Origin of the sequence: Clostridium sp. BL-8 (assembly GCF_002006495.1) — a bacterium.
Classification (GTDB): domain Bacteria; phylum Bacillota; class Clostridia; order Clostridiales; family Clostridiaceae; genus Clostridium.
The window spans coordinates 15,030-36,736 of record NZ_LZZL01000065.1 but is presented as its reverse complement, the minus strand read 5'-3'; the positions used below and the strand labels follow the sequence as shown (position 1 = coordinate 36,736).

The following is a 21,707-nucleotide window of genomic DNA, read 5'->3' as shown; positions in this document are numbered from 1 at the left end:
TGTTCTACATTTGCTGTGTCTAAAAAAAATCTCATTTCTCTAACATCTCCTCTTTGCATTTAGTTAAAAAGTACCAGTTAATCTTTCATATATAAAAGGTTCACCTTAAATCCGGAGTTCCAATCAGAAATTTAAGGTTTCCCTGTTATAAGCTTATTACTCAAACTTTAAAAATATATTTTTAAAATTTATTTAATAAGTTTTGAAATCAATAGAGCAGCTTCTACCACTCTATTATTTAATTTCTAAAAATTCTTCAATAGGCAGCATTGCTGCTCCCATCAAATATGATTCCTTAAAGCTTGCCACACTAATGCTACAACTATTTTCATCTGTGAACAAATTATCCTTATATACTACTTTTTTCAGAATATCTATCTTATCTGTCAGTAAATTGTTAATATCTCCACCTATAATTATGCTATTAGGATCCAATAACATGATTAAATTTGATATTCCAATTCCTAATATTTTTAAATATTTATCTAATACCTCTTTAGTTGCTAAATCATCTTTCATATATAATTCTTCAAATTCATCTATATCTGAAATATCCTCTAAAGATATTTCATTGTAACTATCTATCAATGCATTCATTGATGTATATGCTTCTAAACATCCTTTAGCTCCACACTTGCATTTCTTTCCGTCTATAGATACCTTTATGTGACCAAACTCTCCTGAAGAATTATTTTCTCCCCTATATATCTTTCTATTTATAATTATTCCAAGGCCTAATCCGTCTGTTATTGACACATAAAGTAAATTTTCCAGCATGCCTTTCCTGTTTAAAAATTCATAATACGCTGACAGATTAGCCTCATTGTCTACATATACAGGCACATTTAGATATTCAAACTTTTCCTTCAAGTTAAAATCTTTGGCTTCAAGAAGATATGAATATTTTATTATTCCTTCATTAAAATCTACAGTTCCAGGTAGTGAAAATCCAACCCCAAGCAGATTTTCAGAATTCAAATCATATTTTTTCATAATCAAATCTATATTTTTCTTAATTATTGATATCATATTTTCTATTCCGTTATTCTTATGTCTTATTCTTAGATTTTCAATAATTTTTTTCTTTAAATTAACTAAGGTTATTTTAATATGACTTGGGGTTAATGCAACTCCAATTGAATATCTACAATTTTCATTTAATTTAATTGCAATTGCTTTTCTCCCTCCTGTAGATTCTAAAGATCTCACATCCTCTACAATTCCTTCATTTTTTAGTTCATTAATGTTAGTAGAGACTGTAGTTATACTTATATCCAATATTCTTGAAATATCCAATTTAGCAATTTCATTTTTTTCTAATAATAATGCTATTATTTTTTTTCTATTACTTTCTTTTATTTTACTATGATTTACCTCTATCAAATTTTGTAATGCTCCTCTCATCTATCTATGAATAATAGTAGCTTTCTTAAATAATAACATTATTCTTATTCTTATTAAAGTATTGATAACTAGCTATAGATATCACAAGTTTTTTAGTCTAAAATCAATATTTAGTAAACTACATACTATTACACTATAAATTAGATGCCTAACATAATCCCTTCTTATATATCTTTAATTTTAGGATAAGCTGAATTATATGTTTCATATACCTTAGAATACAACTCTTTTAATTCTGGATTTGGTTCTACTTTTTCATTTCCCTTTACAATTTTATTACAAGCATCTTCAACTGAATCATATATTCCAGCTCCAACTCCTGCAAGAATTGCTACACCAAGTGCTCCACCTTCTGATGCTTTTACTGTAGTTAATGAATAACCAAAAATATCAGCTAATATTTGTCTCCATATACTACTTTCTGCGCCGCCTCCGCTTACTCTTATCTCCTTAATATCTACATTCATATTCTCAATAATATCAAGGCAATTCTTTAAGCTAAAGCTAACTCCTTCTAATATACTACGTGTAAAATCATCATGATTATTTATAAGTGATACTCCCAAAAAAGCTCCTTTAACATTAGGATCTATATGAGGTGTTCTTTCTCCCATAAGATAAGGTAAATAAACGATTCCATTAGATCCTGGTTTAGATCGTGCTGCTCTTTCAGTTAATATATCATATATATCAATTCCTGATTTCTCGCTTTCTTCAACCTCTTTTGCACAAAATGTTCTTTTAAACCAATTTAATGAAAGACCTGCCCCTTGAGTAACTCCCATTACGTGCCATTTATTAGGTACTGCATGGCAAAGGGTATGAACTCTTCCCTTTTCATCAAACCTAGGTGTATCAGTTGCTGCAAATACTACTCCTGAAGTACCTATCGTTGTTGATATTATTCCTTCACTTACTATTCCATTTCCTATTGCTCCAGCTGCTTGATCTCCAGCCCCACCAACAACAGGTGTATCTATTGCTAAGTTTGTAAGTTCTGCTGCCTCTTTAGTAACATGGCCGCTGACAACAACTGATTCATAAACATCTGCTAATATATTCTTATCAATATTTAAATCATTAAGTAATTCTGTGCTCCAGTCTCTAGTGTTTATATCAAGCATTTGCATACCGCTAGCATCTGAAACTTCCGTTGCGAAAACATTTGTTAACTTAAATCTTATATAATCCTTTGGAAGAAGTATTTTATATATTTTTTCATAATTATCTGGCTCATTATTTCTGACCCATAGAAGCTTTGAAAGAGTAAAACCAGTTAAAGCCGGATTACCTGTTATTTTAATTAATCTCTCTTTTCCTATAATCTCTGTCATGTATTCGCACTCTTTTTCTGTTCTTTGGTCACACCAGATTATAGAATTTCTAATCACTTTACAATCTTTATCCATTAGAACAAGACCATGCATCTGTCCGCTTAATCCAATGCCTTTAATTTCGGAAGCTTGTACACCACTTTTTTCAATAACATCCCTTATTCCTTTGACACACGCCTGCCACCAATCTTCAGGATTTTGTTCAGCCCACCCTACTTGTGGTTGAAATAAATCATATCCGTGTGTCGCAGTTTTTATAGTTTTCCCTTCTTCATTAAACAAAGCTGTTTTAGTTCCTGATGTTCCAATATCCAAGCCTAGTAAATATCTCATATTAAACCTCCATTCCTATACTAATATCTTATTTTATTTAAAAACAAAACATTCTACCTATGATTTTAAATAACTTTTTAAATGTATTTTAATAAGTTAATTGTATCTTGTTTTTTAACACTAGTCAATATATTTTAGTAAACTTTTTCATTTAGTTGATTACATTATTTTTAAGCATCAATCTTCCTTGCTCATACCCCATTATCAAGATTAACTTAACAAGATAAAAAGTGCCATATAGATTAATCTATACGACACTTTTTTATAATAGAACTTATTAAGTCATATATAATGTACTAAGTTTATTATATATGATTTGCAACCTCATATGCATCCCAGATACCATACATGATATTGGAAACCTTACGTGCATCTCCTAAAAGATAAATTTCTGGAATTTCAAATTCTAATTCTTTGTATAAAGAATTTTCTTCTTTATATCCTACAGAAAGAATCACTGAATCACATTTAATCTTTTCTATTCCATCTTTTGTCTCTATTTCTAGAGCTCCATCTTTATATGCTTTAACCTTTGAATCTACCTTAACCTCAATACCATTAAACGGTACTAATTTTTCAAGCATTTCACTGTTTGCAGAACATAAAGGTCCATTTAAAGCAAGAATTTTATGCAATGCTTCTACTATTGTAACCTTTTTACCTTTTTTAGCAAGATCAAGTGCTAATTCACAGCCAACTAATCCGCCTCCAACTACAACAGTATTATTTCCAGGCTTCTTCTTTCCAAGTAGTACTTCTGCTGCTGTAAATACTTTATCATCATCTCCAAGTGAGAATACTTTTGGAGTAGATCCAGTAGCCATTATTACAGCATCAGCATTAGACTTTAATACTTGCTCCTTTGTTACTTCACTATTTAAATGTACCTCAACCTTTAATTCTTCTAATGTATGAGCATACCAAGCAGCTAAAGCAATATCATCTTCTTTAAAGTCTGGTGCTCCACCTGGAATAAGATTTCCACCTAACTTATCATTCTTTTCATAAAGAACTGGTTCATGACCTCTAAGTGCTAAAACTCTTGCTGCTTCACAGCCTGCAACGCCACCACCAACTATTAAAACTTTTTTCTTCTTAATCACTGGTGTTAACGCATTATCTTTTTCCCTACATGCTTGAGGATTTACTGCACAGTTAAGCAATGAATAATGTTGAACACGTCCCATACAGCCTTCTTGACATGAGATACATGGTCTAATAGACTTATCTCTATTGCTTCTTAACTTATTTACATAGTCTGGGTCTGCAAGTAGTGGTCTTCCAAGACTTATAATGTCACATGTACCATTCTCAACAGCTTCAAGAGCCATATCTGGATCATCCATTCTTCCTGCACATATAATAGGTACATCAACAGTTTCTTTCATCAACTTAGCATATGGTCTGTATAGTCCTTTTTCTTGATACATTGGAGGGTGACTCCACCACCATGAATCATAAGACCCAACATCTGTATCTAATGAATCATATCCATATGATACAAGTAGCTTTGCTGCTTCAATTCCTTCTTCTAAATCTCTTCCTTTTTCAGTAAATTCTTCACCTGGAAGCGCTCCATCTCTTAAATCTTTTATAAAACTCTTTGGAGAATATCTAAGAGTTACTGGGAAATCTTCTCCACATCTATTTTTAATTTCTTCAATTATTTCACGTGCAAAACGAAGTCTGTTTTCTAAGCTTCCGCCATATTCATCAGTTCTATGATTAAATAATGAAATAGCAAATTGGTCTATAAGATATCCTTCATGAACGGCATGAATTTGAACTCCGTCAAAACCAGCTCTTTTTGCATTATAAGCTCCATCTCCAAACTTTTTAACTATAGCCTTAATTTCTTCAACTTTAAGTTCACGGCAAGTCTTATCAAGCCATCTATGTTGAATTGGTGATGGTGCAACTGGAGGAAATTCTCCAAGATTAGTTGGTATAGTAACTCTACCAAAACCACCTGACATTTGTAAAAATACCTTTGCATTATATGCATGTATTCTTTCTGTCATTTCTCTTCCTGTTCTAACAAATTGTACTGGGTTGTGTGTTGGACATGGAACATTTGGCATACCATGTTCCTCAACTTCATTATCTACAAAAGTAACCCCTGTAATAATTAAGCCAGTACCACCTTTTGCTCTTTCAGTATAATAATCAATTCCTCTTTGATTAAAACCGCCTTCACTATCAGCTAACCCAAGTGGTCCCATTGGGGCCAATGCAAAACGGTTTTTTATTTCACATTTACCAATCATAACTGGTTCAAATAGCTTTTTGTACTTATTCATACACATCCTCCTAATATAAATACTTAATCGTTAACCATTTAACAAACATATACCTGCTAATGTAATGTTGCCACCAATATTATTATAATATTCAGAAAACAATCATGTCAATATTTACATGTTTGTTTTTTCATAACATATTTCAATTTATATCTAATCATGATAAAATAACCTTATAAAACTAGCGAGGTGCTAAAGATATATGAGAACTTTAAAATATGCAATTTTAGGGCTTGTTAATAGAAATCCTTTAACAGGATACGATATAACCAAAGCCTTTAATGAAGGCTTAGTAGAATTTTGGTATGCCAAGCATAGTCAAATCTATCCTGAACTAAAAAAACTGACAGATGAGGAGCTTATATCATACGAGACAGTTATACAGGGTGAAAAATTAGAAAAAAAACTATATACGATAACTGAAAAAGGGAAAAAAAGTCTGCAAAAATGGCTTGTAAAGGATGAACCTTTAGAGGCAACTCCTAAAGATATATTTAGGCTTAAGGCTTATTTCTGCGATGAAATGGATAATGCTACTCTATTAAAGCAGTTTGAAAGTGCACTGAATAAACATTCTGAAAGATTAGAATATCTAGAAAGTTCTATGGAAGAACTTCTAAAAAACAAGGATGTTTCCAAAGCCTCTTCTCCAAATTTTGGAGATTATATTATTTTGAATGGTGCTATTATGAGAGAGAAAAGTTATATAGATTGGCTTAATGATTGTATACAAAAAATAACTCAAAAAAAGTAGGAACATTATGTTGTTCTTACTTTTTTTCTATAATAACTAAAACTGATGCTTCCTTTGTATATTCTAATTAAAATTATTAAACAAATACAATTATTGAAAGTATTTTCCAAGTGAGCTATTATAATCATATAAACAATATCTTTTCATGCAAACTAACTTAACCATTATATAATCAAGGGGTGCAAAAATGAAATATTTAGTTTTGGATATTGGCGGTAGTGCTATTAAATATGCACTTATGACCGAAGATTTAAATTTTATTGAAAAGGGAAAGAAGCCAACACCTGTTGACAACATTGAAAGTTTCATAGATGTAATTGGCAAAATATATGATGAGTACAAAAGCGAAATAGTTGGGATGCCAATAAGTATGCCTGGAATTTTAGATAGTGAAAGGGGTTATGCTTATACTGGCGGATTTTTAAAATATAATAATGAAAAAGAGATTGTTAAAATACTAGAAGAAAGATGTCCTACTAAAATAACAGTAGAAAATGATGGAAAATGTGCAGCATTAGCGGAAGCTTGGAAGGGTAGCTTGAAAGACTTTAATGATGGCGTTGTTATAGTACTTGGAACTGGTATAGGTGGCGGAATTATAAAAGATAAAAAAATCTATAAAGGTAAAAATTTTTTTGCAGGCGAATTTAGTTTTATAACCGCTAATATTTATGACCCAGAAAATGACGAAAGTTACTGGGCAGCAATAAATGGATCTAAAGGATTAATAAATTCTGCTTCGAAAATAAAAAATATACCTGAACAAGAATTGGATGGATATAAGATATTTGAATATGCAAATGCTGGAGATAAAGATATGATTAAAGTATTAGACGATTTCACCTATAAATTAGCAGTTCAAATATTTAATCTCCAATGCATTTTAGATCCAGAAGCATTTGCAATTGGTGGTGGAATAAGTAGTCAGGATATTTTAATCGATTATATAAAAAAGAATGTAGATAAATATCATGAACACTTTAAGCTTCATATTCCTAAGCCACACGTTGTTAGATGTAAATTCAGAAATGATTCTAATCTTATAGGCGCTTTATATAATTTTTTGATTCACAATTCAAATAGTTAAGGCACATAAAAATAAAAAAGGACTCTTAATGTTATAACTATTAAAATACTTAAATTATTTTCCTTAAAATTCAGTTATTTTCTTAGGAGTCTCATTTTTATTTATATTCATTAAAGTTAAGTATGGCTTTTAGCCAAATATTTTATTAAAAATCTATTGCTCATTTGTTTTTAACTTATAATCCCTAGGTGTCATCCCAAATTTACTTTTAAATATTTTATAAAAGTATGTTGGATTTTCATATCCCACCAAATCCATTATTTGAGCAATAGAATAATTGGTTGATTTAATTAATTCAATAGCCTTGCTTAACTTTCTTTCCTGTAGTAATTCCTTAAATGTCATTTTAGTATGCTTTTTTATTAATTTACTAAGTTTATAATCCGGCTGCTTTAGATTTTCCGCTAACTCTAAAAGAGTTCCTTTGCCATAAAATTCATCGATGTATTTAAGGCTTTGAATTATTAACAGCTTCTCATAATTATCCACAGAATATGCTTCTATATCCTGTGAATTCTTTATTAACTCTACTAATAATAGTCCAACTAAGAGCTTTATTGTTGCTTTTTTCATTATTGAGGAAGTATATATTTCTATTATTATTCTTTCTAATAAATCCTGTATATCTTTTCTTTCTGAAACTTTAAAATATAGATATTCTCCTTCATCATAATTTGTATATAATGTAGTCAATAGAAATTTACTTATAATATTCTCATTACCTAAAAGCGTTATTATGTAGTCAAAAAATTCTGGCCTAATTATAAAATTAATTATTATATCTTCTTTCTTTGATGCCTTAATTTCATGAGTTATATATTGATTTAAAAAAATCAATTCTCCCTTTTGCAACGTTATTTCTTTATTATCAATTACTTGAGTTAATTTTCCTTGATAAATATAATTAAATTCAATGTAATTATGCTTGTGACTTGGAAAATTAATAAATCGTGTATGTTTTCTAATATTTATTAACTCCCCACTTGGCAATAACTTATTACTATCAATGATAAATTTTCCTTCATCCGTATAAATACTCTTATTCACTGAATTCTCTCCACTTATAATCTTTAATTCTTCATCTGTAAGTTCTATGAGTTTATCATGAATTTCCTTCAGCATAAGCTACGCCTCCTCATATTATTGTAAATAAATAATATTTATATTATACAACTTCTATATACAAAAGTTAATTATCCCTTATAATCACCTAAATTAATACCTACTTTATTAACCTCATATATTTAAACCAAATAAAAAGAATATAGCCATGTACTTATATCTCCTCATGCTATATCCTCTCCATATTAATAAACTTAAATAAGACACAATCAAATAAATAATAAGTCCATTTGCCTAAATATTTTTAATTATGCCTTGCTACTAATTATTTATACACTCACTCAAAAATTCAAATCCTTCTTTTATAGTTCTATGCTTTAATAACTTTACATCAGATTTAGATATCTTATAAATAAGTTGAACACAATATCCTATTCCAAATGCAGTTACTAATGTTCCAATTCCAACAAATCCCCCTAGGATCCATCCTATGATTAAAGCACTCATTTCTATGCAAAATCTTATTATACTTATTGGCTTTCCTGTACGTTTTACTAATGCAATCATAAGTCCATCTCTAGGCCCGCAGCCCATTTCACATCCTATATAGAGATAACTGCCTATTGCTGATGCAAACAAACTAGCTATCATCATTAATATTCCTGAAAATAAATTATTACAAACCGGGATTATTTTCATATACATTATAAGATCTATGAAGCATCCTATTATTATCATATTTGCTATAGTTCCAAGCCCTACCTTTACTCCAAGCAAACTAGCAATTACTACTATAACCACTCCAACTATGATGCTTGCTTGTCCCATAGTTATACTTGTTACATTGGTCAATCCTTGATGGAATACATCCCAAGGACTTAGTCCTAAATTTGAATTAAGGGCCAATACAGTTCCACTTGCGCACAAAAAAAAGCCAACTAGTAATTTAAGTACAAGACTAAATAATTTTTTCATAATTCCCCTTTTCTCCTGTAGTTTATTTTTCACCATATAATTCTCCGCATAAAAAACAGCTACAGATTATTTCTTCAATTATTAGTCAGTTTACCTCAATCTAGTGAAAAACTCAATTTGCTTTTACTTATAAAGCGTTAATATAAAGCGTATACATGTCTTTTTATATCACTGTATTTCCTGTTGATGAAATTTTTTAAAAAAGTTTTCCCTTTTTAATTTTTACACAATAACTTCTGACTGCTTTTCTTTTTTTACTCTATAAACCAAGAATATTCCATAGCAAACTAATATTAGAGCTGCTAATATCTTAACATCAAATATATTTTCTCCTAAAAATATAGCTGACAATAATGTTCCAAAAACAGGTATTAAAAAATTAAATACCGATATTATTCCAACTTTATTATATTTTAATAGTTGAGTCCATAAAGTAAATGCTACTGAAGACAATAATGCCATATATATTAAAAGTGATGTGGATTTTATTGTAAATCCTTCTAAACTTCCACCTAAGGCAAATCCTAAGATTATAAGGACAATTCCTCCTATAAACAATTGAAATCCAGTAACTATTGACGGTTCCTGTGCTTGAGTTATTTTCTTACCATATATGGCTGAAACAGCAAAAATTATTGCTGCAAGCAATATAAAGCCTTCTCCTTGAAACGTAATATTTCCACCTAGTGATTCTCCATTCAAATTAACTATTATTACACCCAAAAAACCTATTAAGCATCCTGCTATTTTGTTAAAATTAAGCTTATCATTTTTATAAAGGAAATGTGCTAAGATTATGCTTACAAATGTTCCTGTTCCATTTATTATAGAGCCTCTTACCCCTGTAGTATATGACATTCCAACATAAAAAAATATGTACTGAAGAGTAGTTTGCGTTAATCCGAGTAATGTTATCTGTCCAAATTGACTTTTAGTAAATTTTATTCCTCTTCTATTTTTAACAAGCTCAAATAATAATATAAATAGTCCTGCAAGAGTAAATCTATACCCTGCAAAAACTAATTTTCCTCCTACATCTACTACATTAAATAATGAATATCCGATCTTTATAGCCGGGTAAGCACTTCCCCACAAAAGGCAGCATAATGCTGCGAAAAATACAATATTCCTTCTATTAGTATAAAATTTAGTATTATCCATATTTCAATTTTTCTCCCTGATTTTTGTTCAAAACTATTTTAATATTGCTGCTTCTTTTATCTCATCTATAATCTTCATAACACGAATTGATTCGTCTAAAGATAAATAATCACTTTGTATTCTATCCGCCTTTAAGCAATTATGAACTTCTTTAATTTCTGCATACATATCATCAAATTCTAATTCTTTTTCAATTGTATAAGACTCACTTTCATTTAAATAAACCTTGGCTTTATCAGGCCTATTATACATGGGAACTTCTATGTAACCTTTTGTTCCTTTAATTATAGCAGTTCTTTCCTTATCTCTGTCCATCGCTCCTTCTATAGTTCCTATTGTTCCATTTCTAAATGTTAATACAGCTTTAAAATAAGAATCTACTCCTGCCTCATTAAGCTTCATACTAGAAGTGACATTCTCAACTTCAGAATCAGTCATATCCATAACAAAGGATAATGGATAGATTCCAACATCTAACAATGCTCCGCCTTGATTTTTATCCAGCAAATAAGATCCTTCTTTTATATTAGTAACATGATTGCAGAAATTAGCTTCAACAGCTGCAATTTCACCAATTTCCCCACTTTCTATTATCTTCTTAATGTCCTGAATTAACGGTATGAATCTAGTCTTCATTGCTTCCATAAAAAATGTATTATTTAATATGGCCTCTTCCTTTATTTCTTCCATTTCTTTTGAATTTAATCCTACAGGCTTTTCACATAGTACAGCTTTCTTATGCCTTAGAGCTTTTATTGACCAATACTTGTGCAAACCATGAGGAAGTGCAATGTAGACCGCATCCAGCTCTTCATCATTTAATAATTCATCGTAATCTTCATAAATTTTTTCACACTTATATTTTTCATAGAATGTATCACGTTTTTCTTTTGTTCTAGATGCAATAGCATATAACCTACCTTCATCTGAGTAAGATAAGCTTTTTGCAAAACGTGCAGCTATATTTCCAAGACCTATAATTCCCCACTTAACCATAACTTCCTCCTTTAATTTTTCATTATCCATAACTTGGTTACATCTTTTTTATTCTACTTATATTATATTGTAATACGGATATATAACAAGCCTTAATCAGTTTACAGTTAAAAATGAGAAACTGTGATCTTCATCATTCATTGCTCACATGATACCAATAAATAGTACCAATTGTATATTATTCATTATCACTTTATTCGTCTTTAGCTTAAATTTAATCAGAATTAAACCACTGGAAGATTCCAAAGTTTTATATGTAATAAAAAACTATATAAAGAAAATCACAAACTATCGTAATTTATAATTTTCTCTATATAGTTATTATTTCTATGGACTTTTTTAATTCAGAAATATATCTTTCTCTCTTTAAATATAATTTTTCTGCTTCCTTTAGGGTAATTTTTTGAAACGAAATTTTATCATTAGGTTTTAGCTGAACTATCTTGCCAATATCCACAGCTGCTACATGAGCTATCTTAGGATAACCTCCTGCTGTCTGTCTATCAGCTAAAAGAATAATAGGATTTCCATCTGGTGGAATTTGAATAGTGCCTACTGATACTTCTTCCGATATCATCTCTAACTTTTCTTTTAATTCAACTTTAGGACCAGACAGACGATACCCCATTCTATCAGATTTAGTATCCACATTAAATTTTGAACTAAAAAACTTATTTATACTCTCTTCTGAAACATTTAAGAATTGTCTGTCTTCAAAAACCCTAATTACTGTATCCTCATGATTTGATTTCATAAAATCTTTAATATACCAGTTTGAAGCTATAAACTCATCCTCATTTTTTATTTTCTTAAGATTATTTATTATTTTACAAGACTTTGAACTCTTATGTCCAATATTAATGATATCTCCTTTTTTTAAAGCTCTTCCTTCATACCCTCCAAAACCTGCTCTTAAATATGTGCTTTTGCTTTCCATAACCTTTTGTACATCAAAGCCGCCTGCAATGGCCAAATAACCTCTGCAGCCTGTCTTACAAGAACTAAACTTTAATATGCTATCTTCTTTTAAATAAATTGGTCTTCCTCTTTGAATTCTTTTTCCGTTAATTGTTACTTGGAACTCTCCTCCAGTTATAGAAAATAAAGTTTCTTTTTCAAGTTTTAATAAAGGACCAACCAACGTAATTTCCAAAACGCCTTCATTTTCCTCATTTCCAACGCTTATATTTGCAAATCTAGCAGAATAAGTATCCATTGCTCCGCTGACTATAACACCATATTTCTGGTATCCACTTCTCCCTAGATCCTGAATTGTTGAAAGAAGTCCTGGACTTAAAACTGATATACTCAACTAATATTCCTCCTCCTTAAGCTTCATATATTCATCATAAGATATGGGATAAAATTTAGCTATGTCGCCTGCCTTTAAAATACTTTGTGGCTGTCTATCCAATTTAAACATTTTTATAGGAGTTCTGCCTATAAGCTGCCAGCCTCCAGGCGTTTCTATTGGATATACCCCTGTCTGCATTCCAGCAATACCAACTGACCCTTCTGGTATTGCTATTCTTGGAGATTCACGTCTTGGAGCCGATATTTGCTCTGACATTCCTCCTAAATAAGGAAAGCCTGGTGCAAACCCAATCATATAAACTAAATATTTTCCTTCTGAATGGATTTTGATTACCTCTTCTATAGTAAGGTTATTTATTTCTGCTACGTACTCAATATCAGGCCCAAATTCCCCGCCATAGCACACTGGGATATTAACAATATTCTCCTCATAAACCTTTGAGAAATCTACATGACATAACATTTCTTCCAAAAGTTCTTTTACTTCTTCATAAGGAGATTCACAATTTAACTCTAGTGGATTGTAAATTACAGAAATGCTTGTAAATGCAGGGACATATTCTACAAATCCTTTAAAAGGATGATCATCAAGATAATTGCAAAATGTTCTTACTTTTTTGTTTGTCTCTTCATTAATAGCTTTTCCAAATTCAACTAAAGCTGCTGTTTCACTTATTTGAACAATTTCAATTTTAAATTCATCTTCTCTCACCCTTATATCTTCCCTTCAAATAACTGCCTCTTCTGCTTCTACTCATTTAAAATTCTCATATATTCTCTTGACCCGCTTACATATCCCACAAACAAATTCATAGTTGAAACTTCCTGCAAGATAAGCTAATTCCTCTACAGAAATACTCTTATCCTTATCTTTACCTACCAATATAACTTCATCTTCAATTTCCACATTATCTATATGTGTAACATCAACCATCATTTGATCCATACAGACTCTGCCTATTATAGGTGCATACTCTCCACTTATTAATACTCTTCCTTTCGATGAAAGCGCTCTTGGGTATCCGTCTGCATAGCCTACTGAAATAGTTGCTATCTTTGTTTTTCTTTTTGTAATATAAGTTTTTCCATAACTTACGCCACATCCTTCATCTACTGTTTTTATGTTTACCACATGAGCTTTCCATTCTAAAGCCGGTTTTAGCTTAATTGCGCTTTTATTGACTTCCTCAGATGGATATAGCCCATAAGTAATTATTCCAGATCTCACCATATCAAATCTATGATGATTAAACTCCATAATTCCTGCACTATTGCAGATATGCTTAATTGGAATGTTTATACTTCTTTCATCTAGTAAGTTAATGAAATTATCATATCTCTCCATCTGCAATTTACTATAAGCTTTATCAGTTTCATCTGCACAGGAAAAGTGTGTAAACAAGCCTTCAACCACTACATTAGAAAGAGAGAAAATCTTCTGAAGCTCTATAATTCCTGCTTCATTTGGCTCAAGACCTATTCTTGTCATCCCTGTATCTAATGCAATATGGATTTTAGCAGCCTTTTTGCAGAGCTTTGCAGCATTTGATATTTCTTTAGCCATCTCTAAACTATATATAGTTTGAGTAATATCATTTTTAACTAATTCAATATACTGGCTTGGAGATGTATAGCCAAGTATAAGAATAGGTAATTCTATTCCATTATCTCGTAATTCTATTGCCTCTTCTATAGTGGCTACACCATAATAATCTACTTGATTTTTAAGAAACTCTCCCAAAACCGTCGCTCCATGACCATAACCATCTGCCTTTATTACAGCCAGAACCTTGACTCCTTTTTCTATTCTCTTTTTTACTTCCAATATATTATGCTCTATTGCATCTAAATCTATTTTTGCATAAGTTCTAAGATATTCTCCCATAAAAAATCCTTCTTCATTAAACTATTTTATTTAATGAGGCAATCTTTATATTTTCCTCTTCAAGCTTAGCTTTAATTCTCTTAACAAATTCCAAAGCCTTGATTCCATCTCCATGTACGCATATAGAATCAACTTTTATTGGAATTTCTTTTCCTGTAATTGCCTCAACTTTATTTTCTTTTATCATCTTAATAACCCTCTTAATAGCTATTTCTTCATCTGTAATCATAGCTCCTTCTTTAGTCCTTGCAACTAGAGAACCATCTTCTTCATAAGCACGATCAGCAAAAGCCTCCAAAGCTACTTTTAATCCAACACTCTTCGCTGCATCTATCATTTTACTTCCAGATAAGGCAAGCAGAATTAATTTAGGATTCACCTCATATATTCCCTCACAAATAGCCTCTGCAAGTGCTATATCTTTTCCTGCCATATTATATAAAGCTCCATGTGGTTTTATATGACATATTTCAGTTTCATGAGCCTTACAAAAAGCATCTAACGCACCGATTTGATATTGCACCATAGCCTTAGCTTCTTTTAAGGATACATTCATATTTCTTCTTCCGAAACCAACTAAATCTGGAAATCCAGGATGAGCACCAATACTGACTCCAGCTTTTTTTGCTAGCTCAACTGTATGACTCATGACTAAAGGGTCTGATGCATGAAATCCACAAGCTATATTGGCAGAGGAGATATAAGAGATTACTTCCTCATCTAAGCCGAGTTTATAATTTCCAAAGCTCTCACCTAAATCACAATTTAAATCTACCTGATACATAAACTCCCTCCTTTTATCAATTCAGTTTATTCCCTTTAGAGTATTCTATGGATAATTTACAGTTAGCAGTTATATAATTGAAAGCCGCGACCTTAGGCTTTCCCTTAATTATTCTTAAATCCTATAAGGATTTCCTCCATAAGTTTTAAATTACTTATATTTCAAATCAATGTTTTTTATATCTGTTATAAGCATATGCCCTGGAGAATGGGTAATAACTATTTTGGGCTTTACATTCATAATTACCGATTGAGGAGTAACACCACAAGCCCAGAATACTGGAACTTCACCTTCTCTTATTTCTACACTGTCCCCAAAATCAGGGCTCATAACATCCTTTATTCCAATAACAGATGGATCTCCTATATGAATAGGTGTTCCATGAACCTTGGGCATCGCTCCTGTAACCATTACAGATTTTACGACTTGTTCATATGGTATAGGTCTCATACTTACAACCATTTTTCCATTAAATATCCCTGCAGGTTCGCATTCTATATTTGTTTTAAACATAGGTACATTACATTCTTCTTCAATATGCCTTACAGGAATACCTGCTTCTAAAAGCTCTGATTCAAAAGAGAAACTGCAGCCTATTAAAAAACTCACAAAGTCATCTCTCCACAAATGATCTATACTTGTATATTCGCCTGTAAGTATTCCATCTTCATATACTCTATATTTAGGAATATCTTTAGTTATATCTATATCATGAACAATATAGTTAAGGTTTTTACTTCCAACATCGCTGACTTCTAGTACTGGGCAGGACTTTGGATTTCTTTGAGTAAATAACAGAAAATCATAAGCCAGTTCTTTAGGCAAAATAACTAAATTAGCCTGTGCATATCCAGCACACATCCCAGAAGTCGGTCCTGTAATTCTGCCTTCACGTATTAATTTTCTAGCTTCTGCCGGCTCCATTGTTGAATAATCCATTATATACTTCTCCTTTCACTTAACATTATTAAATTCTCTTCCTCATCTTTTTCTTTAACAGCCTTTTCATAATATCCAAGTTCAATCACTTTCTCAAACCAGGTAGCACATGTCTTTTCTAATTTAATAGCATAAGATACACATTCTCTCATTAAATTTATAATTGAAAGATTCATGGATATTCCAAATCCGTCTATTGCTGGGATTAACCAACCATACATGTCTATCATTCCGCTTCTTGAGGCTGTTATCATTGCTTCTTCCTGCATTTCTTTTGTGTGAAGTATTTCTAAATCTTTTTTCAAATAAGCAATTGCTGCAACTAATCCATAGCATCCCCAGTCTGAAACTGTAGCTGTTATTATATTATCTGCTTTTGTAGCCACTGCAATACCGCCCTTGCATTCACAATTGCATTTTCCCTTGGCCGCATATGGAATATATTCTTCTAAATGCTCCTTAATAGTTCCCATACCAATTTCATTTCCAAGGTCTCCAATTGCAATATTAAGAACTCCTCTTTCCTGCAACTTTGTAAATAATATATCCTGCTTTGCTTCTATTTCAGTTACATCTAATCCTACAGCATTATGATAAGTACCTGCTGAATTAGCTCCTGGACACTCAATACTGATTACTGCACTAGGTAGCCCTTTAGCTATTATTTCATCAGCTTGCTTCTCTGCTTTGTCCACATCTTTTGTAAAATCCACCGCAGACATAGCTATAGGATACTCCTTTAATTCTTCTATAGTATCATAGAAATGCAAACCAACTACATAAGCCAGATTTTTTACTGCTGTCATATTTTCTCTTGGACATATGATTACTGGCTTTACATTAAAAGCCTTTACTAAAGCTCTTGCCAAAAGTACTGAACTTACTATCCCATCCATTTCTGCCTTTTTAGATGGAAGTAATACAAATCCAGTCATTATATAAATTAGGTCACCTTCCTTTAGTGTTTCAACAAGCTTTTTAGCAGCATTTGTTGTCAATGGTTCATTTGTATATTTTCTAGAGGCAGAGTATAAAATACGGCATACTCCATATCCTCTAGGATCTAGATTCATCAAATTATCTAGGTTTTCCCCCATGTTAAAGATGGTTAACTCTTCCTGATTCATATAGCCCCCTCCTATTCTGCCTTTGTTTCTTCTAAAAATTCATTTAACAATGCATCTTGTAATTTCTTTACAAGCTCTGGTGCCTTCCCTCCTACTGGCTTTCCATCTATTTCAGAGGCAGTCATGCAGAATTGACCTGAGCTAGTAACGATAACCTCATCTGCTTCCATCAAATCCTTTAAAGTAAAAGCTGTTTCATCTACTGGGATATTAAATAACTTGCACTTTTTAATAATATGAGCTCTTGCAATACCAGGTAAAATTAAATTATCAGTCGGTGCAGTTCTAAATACACCATCTTTTATAATTGATACATTACTGTGAGCACATTCAGTTACTCTGTCTCCCCTGTGAAATACAGCTTCCTGGCAGCCTGCTTCCTCAGTTTTTTGTGCTGCAATTACGCTTGGTAATAAATTTAGAGTTTTAATATTGCAGTGTAAAAATCTAGTATCTTCTAAGGTAATTAGCTTAAGTTTATTTGACATATCTTTAATTTGTAGCGGCTTTAACATAATCCACAAGTTTGCAGGAGTATCTGGAAATGCATGATTACGCATTCCAGTTCCTCTAGTGATCTGCCAATATACAAATTGTTCTCCTGAATCAACTTTCTTTACCATATCAATTAGAATTTCTTTTAATTCTGCTTTTGTATAAGGAATTTTTATTTTTAATAACCCAGCACTGTTATAAAAACGATCAATATGCTCATCTAGTGCAAATATCACATGATTTCTGCTGTAAGTTGCATCATAAACTCCATCACCAAAATAGCATACACGATCAAGCATTGGTACCTTCATTTCTTCCAATAATCCATATTCACCATTATAATATCCCAAATTTTCCATAATAATTTGTCCTCCTCAAAATTCATAAATGAGGCACATAAAAATAAATAACAAGTCCAAAGTTGCCATGGATATTTTTCATCAGGCAAGAAGGTAAGTTGCCCTCATAGTGGGTCTATTAGGTCAATTTGCCGCCGTAGGATGATGGAAAATAGTCTGGCAAATGGACTTGTTATTTTTTGATTGTGCCTAAAAAAAACAGAAATATATTAGACTAAAAAAACTGACTTCTTCGTCTAAAATATTTCTGTTTGCTTCCAATTAATTCTATAAGCATATTTTATATTGAACAAAAATATTTTTCAATATTTTATCAAATTACCATAAAATTTATTGTATTTTATTTTATATCAATAATTTCTTTCGATATATTGATAAATTTTAGTATAAATATGAATTTTTTTCGTTTGAGTTTTCATAATTATGAATTTGTTAATCTTCCTCATCTGGTATTGAGGTAAGTTCATTTTTTACATTTTTTAAGACAAAGTGAGTTTTTGTTGATGATACTCCTTCTAAACTTTTTATTTGGCGATGAATTTTTTCAAGATCATCCGATGATTTACAAAGTATTTTTATCATAAAATCAAAATCTCCTGTTAAATAATAACAGGAAACAATGTTATTATTATGCTTAATTGCTGTGGTAAAGGCTTCATAGAATTTAGGATGTTCAAGACTTATCTCCATAAGTGCAGTTACATCACTTCCAAGCTTTTTCTGATCTACTATAATAGTATAATTTTTAATAACTTTATTTTTTTCCATTTTCCTTATGCGTTCTATAACTGCCGAAACAGATAAATGTATTTCATTACTTATTGCTGATGCTTTAGTTCTTGCATTTAATTTCAAACATTTCAATATCTTATAATCCATTTTATCCATAAATTATTCCCCCAAAATATTATTTATTTGATTATGCCTTATATAATATTATAAGTATTAATAAATAAAGTTTCTACTAGAACAATAGTTAAAACTATCTTTATAATAAGAACAGCCATACATCCAAGGAAATTTGTCTCCTAAATATGCATGGCTTTTACTTCTATGAAACTATAACTTAATTGAATTTTTTATAATTCATTATACTTCTACAGCTTCGTCAATATCTTTCATTGTTAAAGATATTCTCTTTCTCTTTTCATCAACTTCTAATATAGCAACCTTTACTATATCTCCAACCTTAACAATATCTAAAGGATGCTTTACAAATCTATTGGCCATTTGGCTCTTATGAACAAGACCATCCTGATGAACACCAATATCTACAAAAGCTCCAAAGTCCGATACATTTCTAACTGTTCCAGCAAGTACCATCCCTGGCTTTAGGTCTTTCATTTCAATTATTCCAGTCTTAAGTATTGGCTTTGGCATTTCTTCTCTTGGGTCCCTGCCTGGTTTCTTTAATTCTTTGATTATATCCTTTAAAGTAAGCTCTCCAACTTCTAAAGTTTCGCTTAAATTCTTTAGGCCTTTAACTTCTGCTCTTTCGTCAATATCGCTTAGTTTATTATTCTTAAGATCCTCTTTATTGTAGCCTAAAACTTCTATTAGCTTTTTAGCTATACCATAAGACTCTGGATGCACCGATGTATTATCTAAAGGTTCCTTACTATCATCTACTCTTAAGAAACCTGCACATTGTTCATAGGCTTTTTGTCCTAGTCTTTTTACCTTTAACAATTCTTTTCTTGAAGTAAAGTGTCCAGCTTCTTCCCTATAATCAACAATATTTTTAGCAATAGCTGCATTTATTCCTGAAATATGTGTTAGTAGTGATGGTGTTGCTATATTTAAATCAACTCCAACAGTATTAACTGAATCTTCTACTACTCCTGCTAAAGATTCCTCTAATTTTTTTGGTGTAACATCGTGTTGATATTGCCCTACTCCGATTGCCTTTGGATCTATCTTAACTAATTCAGCAAGCGGATCTTGAAGTCTTCTTCCTATTGATATTGCCCCTCTTACTGTAACATCTAAATCAGGATATTCTTTAGTTGCAAGTTCTGATGCAGAGTAAACTGATGCTCCGGCTTCAGATACTATAACATAAGCTAATTCCTTACCTGTTTCATTTTTTATTTCAGTTATCATCTCAGCAATAACTTCTTCTGATTCTCTTGATGCTGTTCCATTTCCAAGAGAAATGACGTCAACATTATGTTTAGCAATAAGTGCTTTTAAAGTTTTCTTTGTTCCTTCAATGTCCTTTTTAGGAAGTGTCGGATATACTGCTGTATTTTCTAAGAACTTTCCTGTTGCATCTAATATTGCAATCTTACATCCTGTTCTAAAACCAGGATCATATCCCATTACTACTTTTCCTTTAATTGGAGCCTGTAATAATAATGCTTTTAAATTTTCTTTAAAGATCTTAATAGCTCCTTCTTCACCTATATCAGTTAACTCACTTCTAATTTCTCTTTCTATTGAAGGATAAATAAGTCTCTTTAAGGAATCTTTTATAGCAAGCTTCAACTTTTCATCCACAACTGCATTACCCTTTAATACTTGATTCTCTAAATACTTAACAATTTTTTCTTCATTAGCAGTAATTTTAACACTTAGGATTTTTTCTTTTTCTCCCCTATTTATAGCTAATATTCTATGAGGTGGTATTTTATTTACTGCCTCTGAATACTCATAGTACATTTCGTAAGGAGTTGGTTCTTCTGAGCTTCCCTTAGATTCTATATTTCCTTCTCTAATAACAAATTCTCTTATATACTTTCTATATTTAGCTTCATCTGATATATTTTCAGCAATTATATCTAAAGCTCCTAGGATAGCTTCATCACTATTTGCTACACCTTTTTCTTCGTTTATATACTTAGCTGCTTCTTCATCTAAATCACCATTAAACTTACCTTCTAGAATCAATTCTGCAAGAGGCTTCAATCCCTTTTCTGCAGCAATTGTTGCCTTTGTTCTCTTTTTAGGTTTGAATGGTCTATATATATCTTCAACTTCTGTTAAAGTTGTTGCACTATCTAAAGCCTTACCAATTTCATCAGTGAACTTTTCCTGCTCTTGTATTAATCTCTTTACATCTGCTTTTCTTTCTTCTAAATTTCTTAAATAAGTTAATCTTTCAGATAATTTTCTTAAGACTTCATCTGAAAGACCTCCTGTTGCTTCTTTTCTATATCTTGAAATAAATGGAACTGTATTTCCATCATCTAAAAGTCCAATTACATTTTGAACTTGACTTAATTTTATTTCTAACTCTTTTGCAATTCTCTCTTCGATTGAATTCATAATTTCCTCCTGCTTCTCTTTGCTCCATTAAAAAAATGTGCCTATACTTTCTAATTATAGGCTTAAATGCTCATCATCTTCTTAATATGCCTTAAATTTCCTTAATTATTACAAACATAATAATATTTTAC

Annotated in this window: 18 protein-coding genes; 2 read left to right on the top strand and 16 right to left on the bottom strand. The window is 31.2% G+C overall.

Annotated features, from left to right (window positions below):
- Positions 1 to 234 precede the first annotated feature (234 nt).
- From CLOBL_RS19630 to CLOBL_RS19620, 3 genes are all read right to left on the bottom strand, one after another.
- Complete coding sequence (locus CLOBL_RS19630) at positions 235 to 1,383, bottom strand: ROK family transcriptional regulator (protein WP_077860568.1); 1,149 nt, start codon at positions 1,381 to 1,383, stop codon at positions 235 to 237.
- Between the two features lie 185 nt (positions 1,384 to 1,568).
- Positions 1,569 to 3,071, bottom strand: coding sequence for a xylulokinase (gene xylB, locus CLOBL_RS19625; protein WP_077860567.1), 1,503 nt, complete (start codon positions 3,069 to 3,071; stop codon positions 1,569 to 1,571).
- A gap of 305 nt (positions 3,072 to 3,376) precedes the next feature.
- On the bottom strand, positions 3,377 to 5,371 hold the full coding sequence (locus CLOBL_RS19620) for an FAD-dependent oxidoreductase (protein WP_077860566.1): 1,995 nt from the start codon (positions 5,369 to 5,371) through the stop codon (positions 3,377 to 3,379).
- A gap of 202 nt (positions 5,372 to 5,573) precedes the next feature.
- On the opposite strand from CLOBL_RS19620, the gene CLOBL_RS19615 reads away from it, so the two are divergent.
- Entirely contained in the window at positions 5,574 to 6,125 is a 552-nt protein-coding gene (locus CLOBL_RS19615) for a PadR family transcriptional regulator (protein WP_077860565.1), read from the top strand.
- A gap of 187 nt (positions 6,126 to 6,312) precedes the next feature.
- Complete coding sequence (locus CLOBL_RS19610) at positions 6,313 to 7,212, top strand: ROK family protein (RefSeq protein WP_077860564.1); 900 nt, start codon at positions 6,313 to 6,315, stop codon at positions 7,210 to 7,212.
- Between the two features lie 153 nt (positions 7,213 to 7,365).
- Here CLOBL_RS19610 and CLOBL_RS19605 read toward each other — a convergent pair whose 3' ends face one another.
- The 13 genes from CLOBL_RS19605 to CLOBL_RS19545 all read right to left on the bottom strand — a co-directional run bounded on the left by CLOBL_RS19605 (position 7,366) and on the right by CLOBL_RS19545 (position 21,576).
- Entirely contained in the window at positions 7,366 to 8,334 is a 969-nt protein-coding gene (locus CLOBL_RS19605) for an AraC family transcriptional regulator (protein WP_077860563.1), read from the bottom strand.
- Between the two features lie 261 nt (positions 8,335 to 8,595).
- Positions 8,596 to 9,249, bottom strand: coding sequence for a hypothetical protein (locus tag CLOBL_RS19600; protein ID WP_077860562.1), 654 nt, complete (start codon positions 9,247 to 9,249; stop codon positions 8,596 to 8,598).
- A gap of 222 nt (positions 9,250 to 9,471) precedes the next feature.
- Positions 9,472 to 10,410, bottom strand: coding sequence for a DMT family transporter (locus CLOBL_RS19595; RefSeq protein ID WP_077860561.1), 939 nt, complete (start codon positions 10,408 to 10,410; stop codon positions 9,472 to 9,474).
- Positions 10,411 to 10,443: 33 nt separating this feature from the next.
- Positions 10,444 to 11,406 (bottom strand): Gfo/Idh/MocA family oxidoreductase, encoded by a 963-nt coding sequence (locus CLOBL_RS19590; protein WP_077860560.1) that lies wholly within the window; start codon positions 11,404 to 11,406, stop codon positions 10,444 to 10,446.
- Positions 11,407 to 11,716: 310 nt separating this feature from the next.
- Positions 11,717 to 12,718 (bottom strand): biotin-dependent carboxyltransferase family protein, encoded by a 1,002-nt coding sequence (locus CLOBL_RS19585; RefSeq protein ID WP_077860559.1) that lies wholly within the window; start codon positions 12,716 to 12,718, stop codon positions 11,717 to 11,719.
- Positions 12,719 to 13,432 carry a 5-oxoprolinase subunit PxpB gene (gene pxpB, locus CLOBL_RS19580; protein ID WP_143323897.1) on the bottom strand — a complete coding sequence of 238 codons (714 nt, stop codon included), beginning with the start codon at positions 13,430 to 13,432 and terminating at the stop codon, positions 12,719 to 12,721.
- Between the two features lie 42 nt (positions 13,433 to 13,474).
- Complete coding sequence (gene alr / locus CLOBL_RS19575; protein ID WP_077860557.1) at positions 13,475 to 14,605, bottom strand: alanine racemase; 1,131 nt, start codon at positions 14,603 to 14,605, stop codon at positions 13,475 to 13,477.
- Positions 14,606 to 14,621: 16 nt separating this feature from the next.
- A complete protein-coding gene (locus tag CLOBL_RS19570; RefSeq protein WP_077860556.1) occupies positions 14,622 to 15,389 on the bottom strand; it encodes a 5-oxoprolinase subunit PxpA in 768 nt (255 codons plus the stop codon).
- A 150-nt stretch (positions 15,390 to 15,539) separates the two neighbouring features.
- Positions 15,540 to 16,328, bottom strand: coding sequence for a putative hydro-lyase (locus CLOBL_RS19565; protein WP_077860555.1), 789 nt, complete (start codon positions 16,326 to 16,328; stop codon positions 15,540 to 15,542).
- Entirely contained in the window at positions 16,328 to 17,455 is a 1,128-nt protein-coding gene (locus tag CLOBL_RS19560) for a DUF4392 domain-containing protein (protein ID WP_077860554.1), read from the bottom strand. Before CLOBL_RS19560 ends, CLOBL_RS19565 begins: the two co-directional genes overlap by 1 nt.
- An 11-nt stretch (positions 17,456 to 17,466) precedes the next feature.
- Positions 17,467 to 18,309 (bottom strand): D-amino acid aminotransferase, encoded by an 843-nt coding sequence (locus CLOBL_RS19555; RefSeq protein ID WP_077860553.1) that lies wholly within the window; start codon positions 18,307 to 18,309, stop codon positions 17,467 to 17,469.
- 432 nt (positions 18,310 to 18,741) lie between these two features.
- Positions 18,742 to 19,197, bottom strand: coding sequence for an Lrp/AsnC family transcriptional regulator (locus CLOBL_RS19550; protein ID WP_009168163.1), 456 nt, complete (start codon positions 19,195 to 19,197; stop codon positions 18,742 to 18,744).
- 201 nt (positions 19,198 to 19,398) lie between these two features.
- Positions 19,399 to 21,576: a Tex family protein gene (locus tag CLOBL_RS19545; protein WP_077860552.1), complete on the bottom strand. Its 2,178-nt coding sequence runs from the start codon at positions 21,574 to 21,576 to the stop codon at positions 19,399 to 19,401.
- Positions 21,577 to 21,707: the final 131 nt, after the last annotated feature.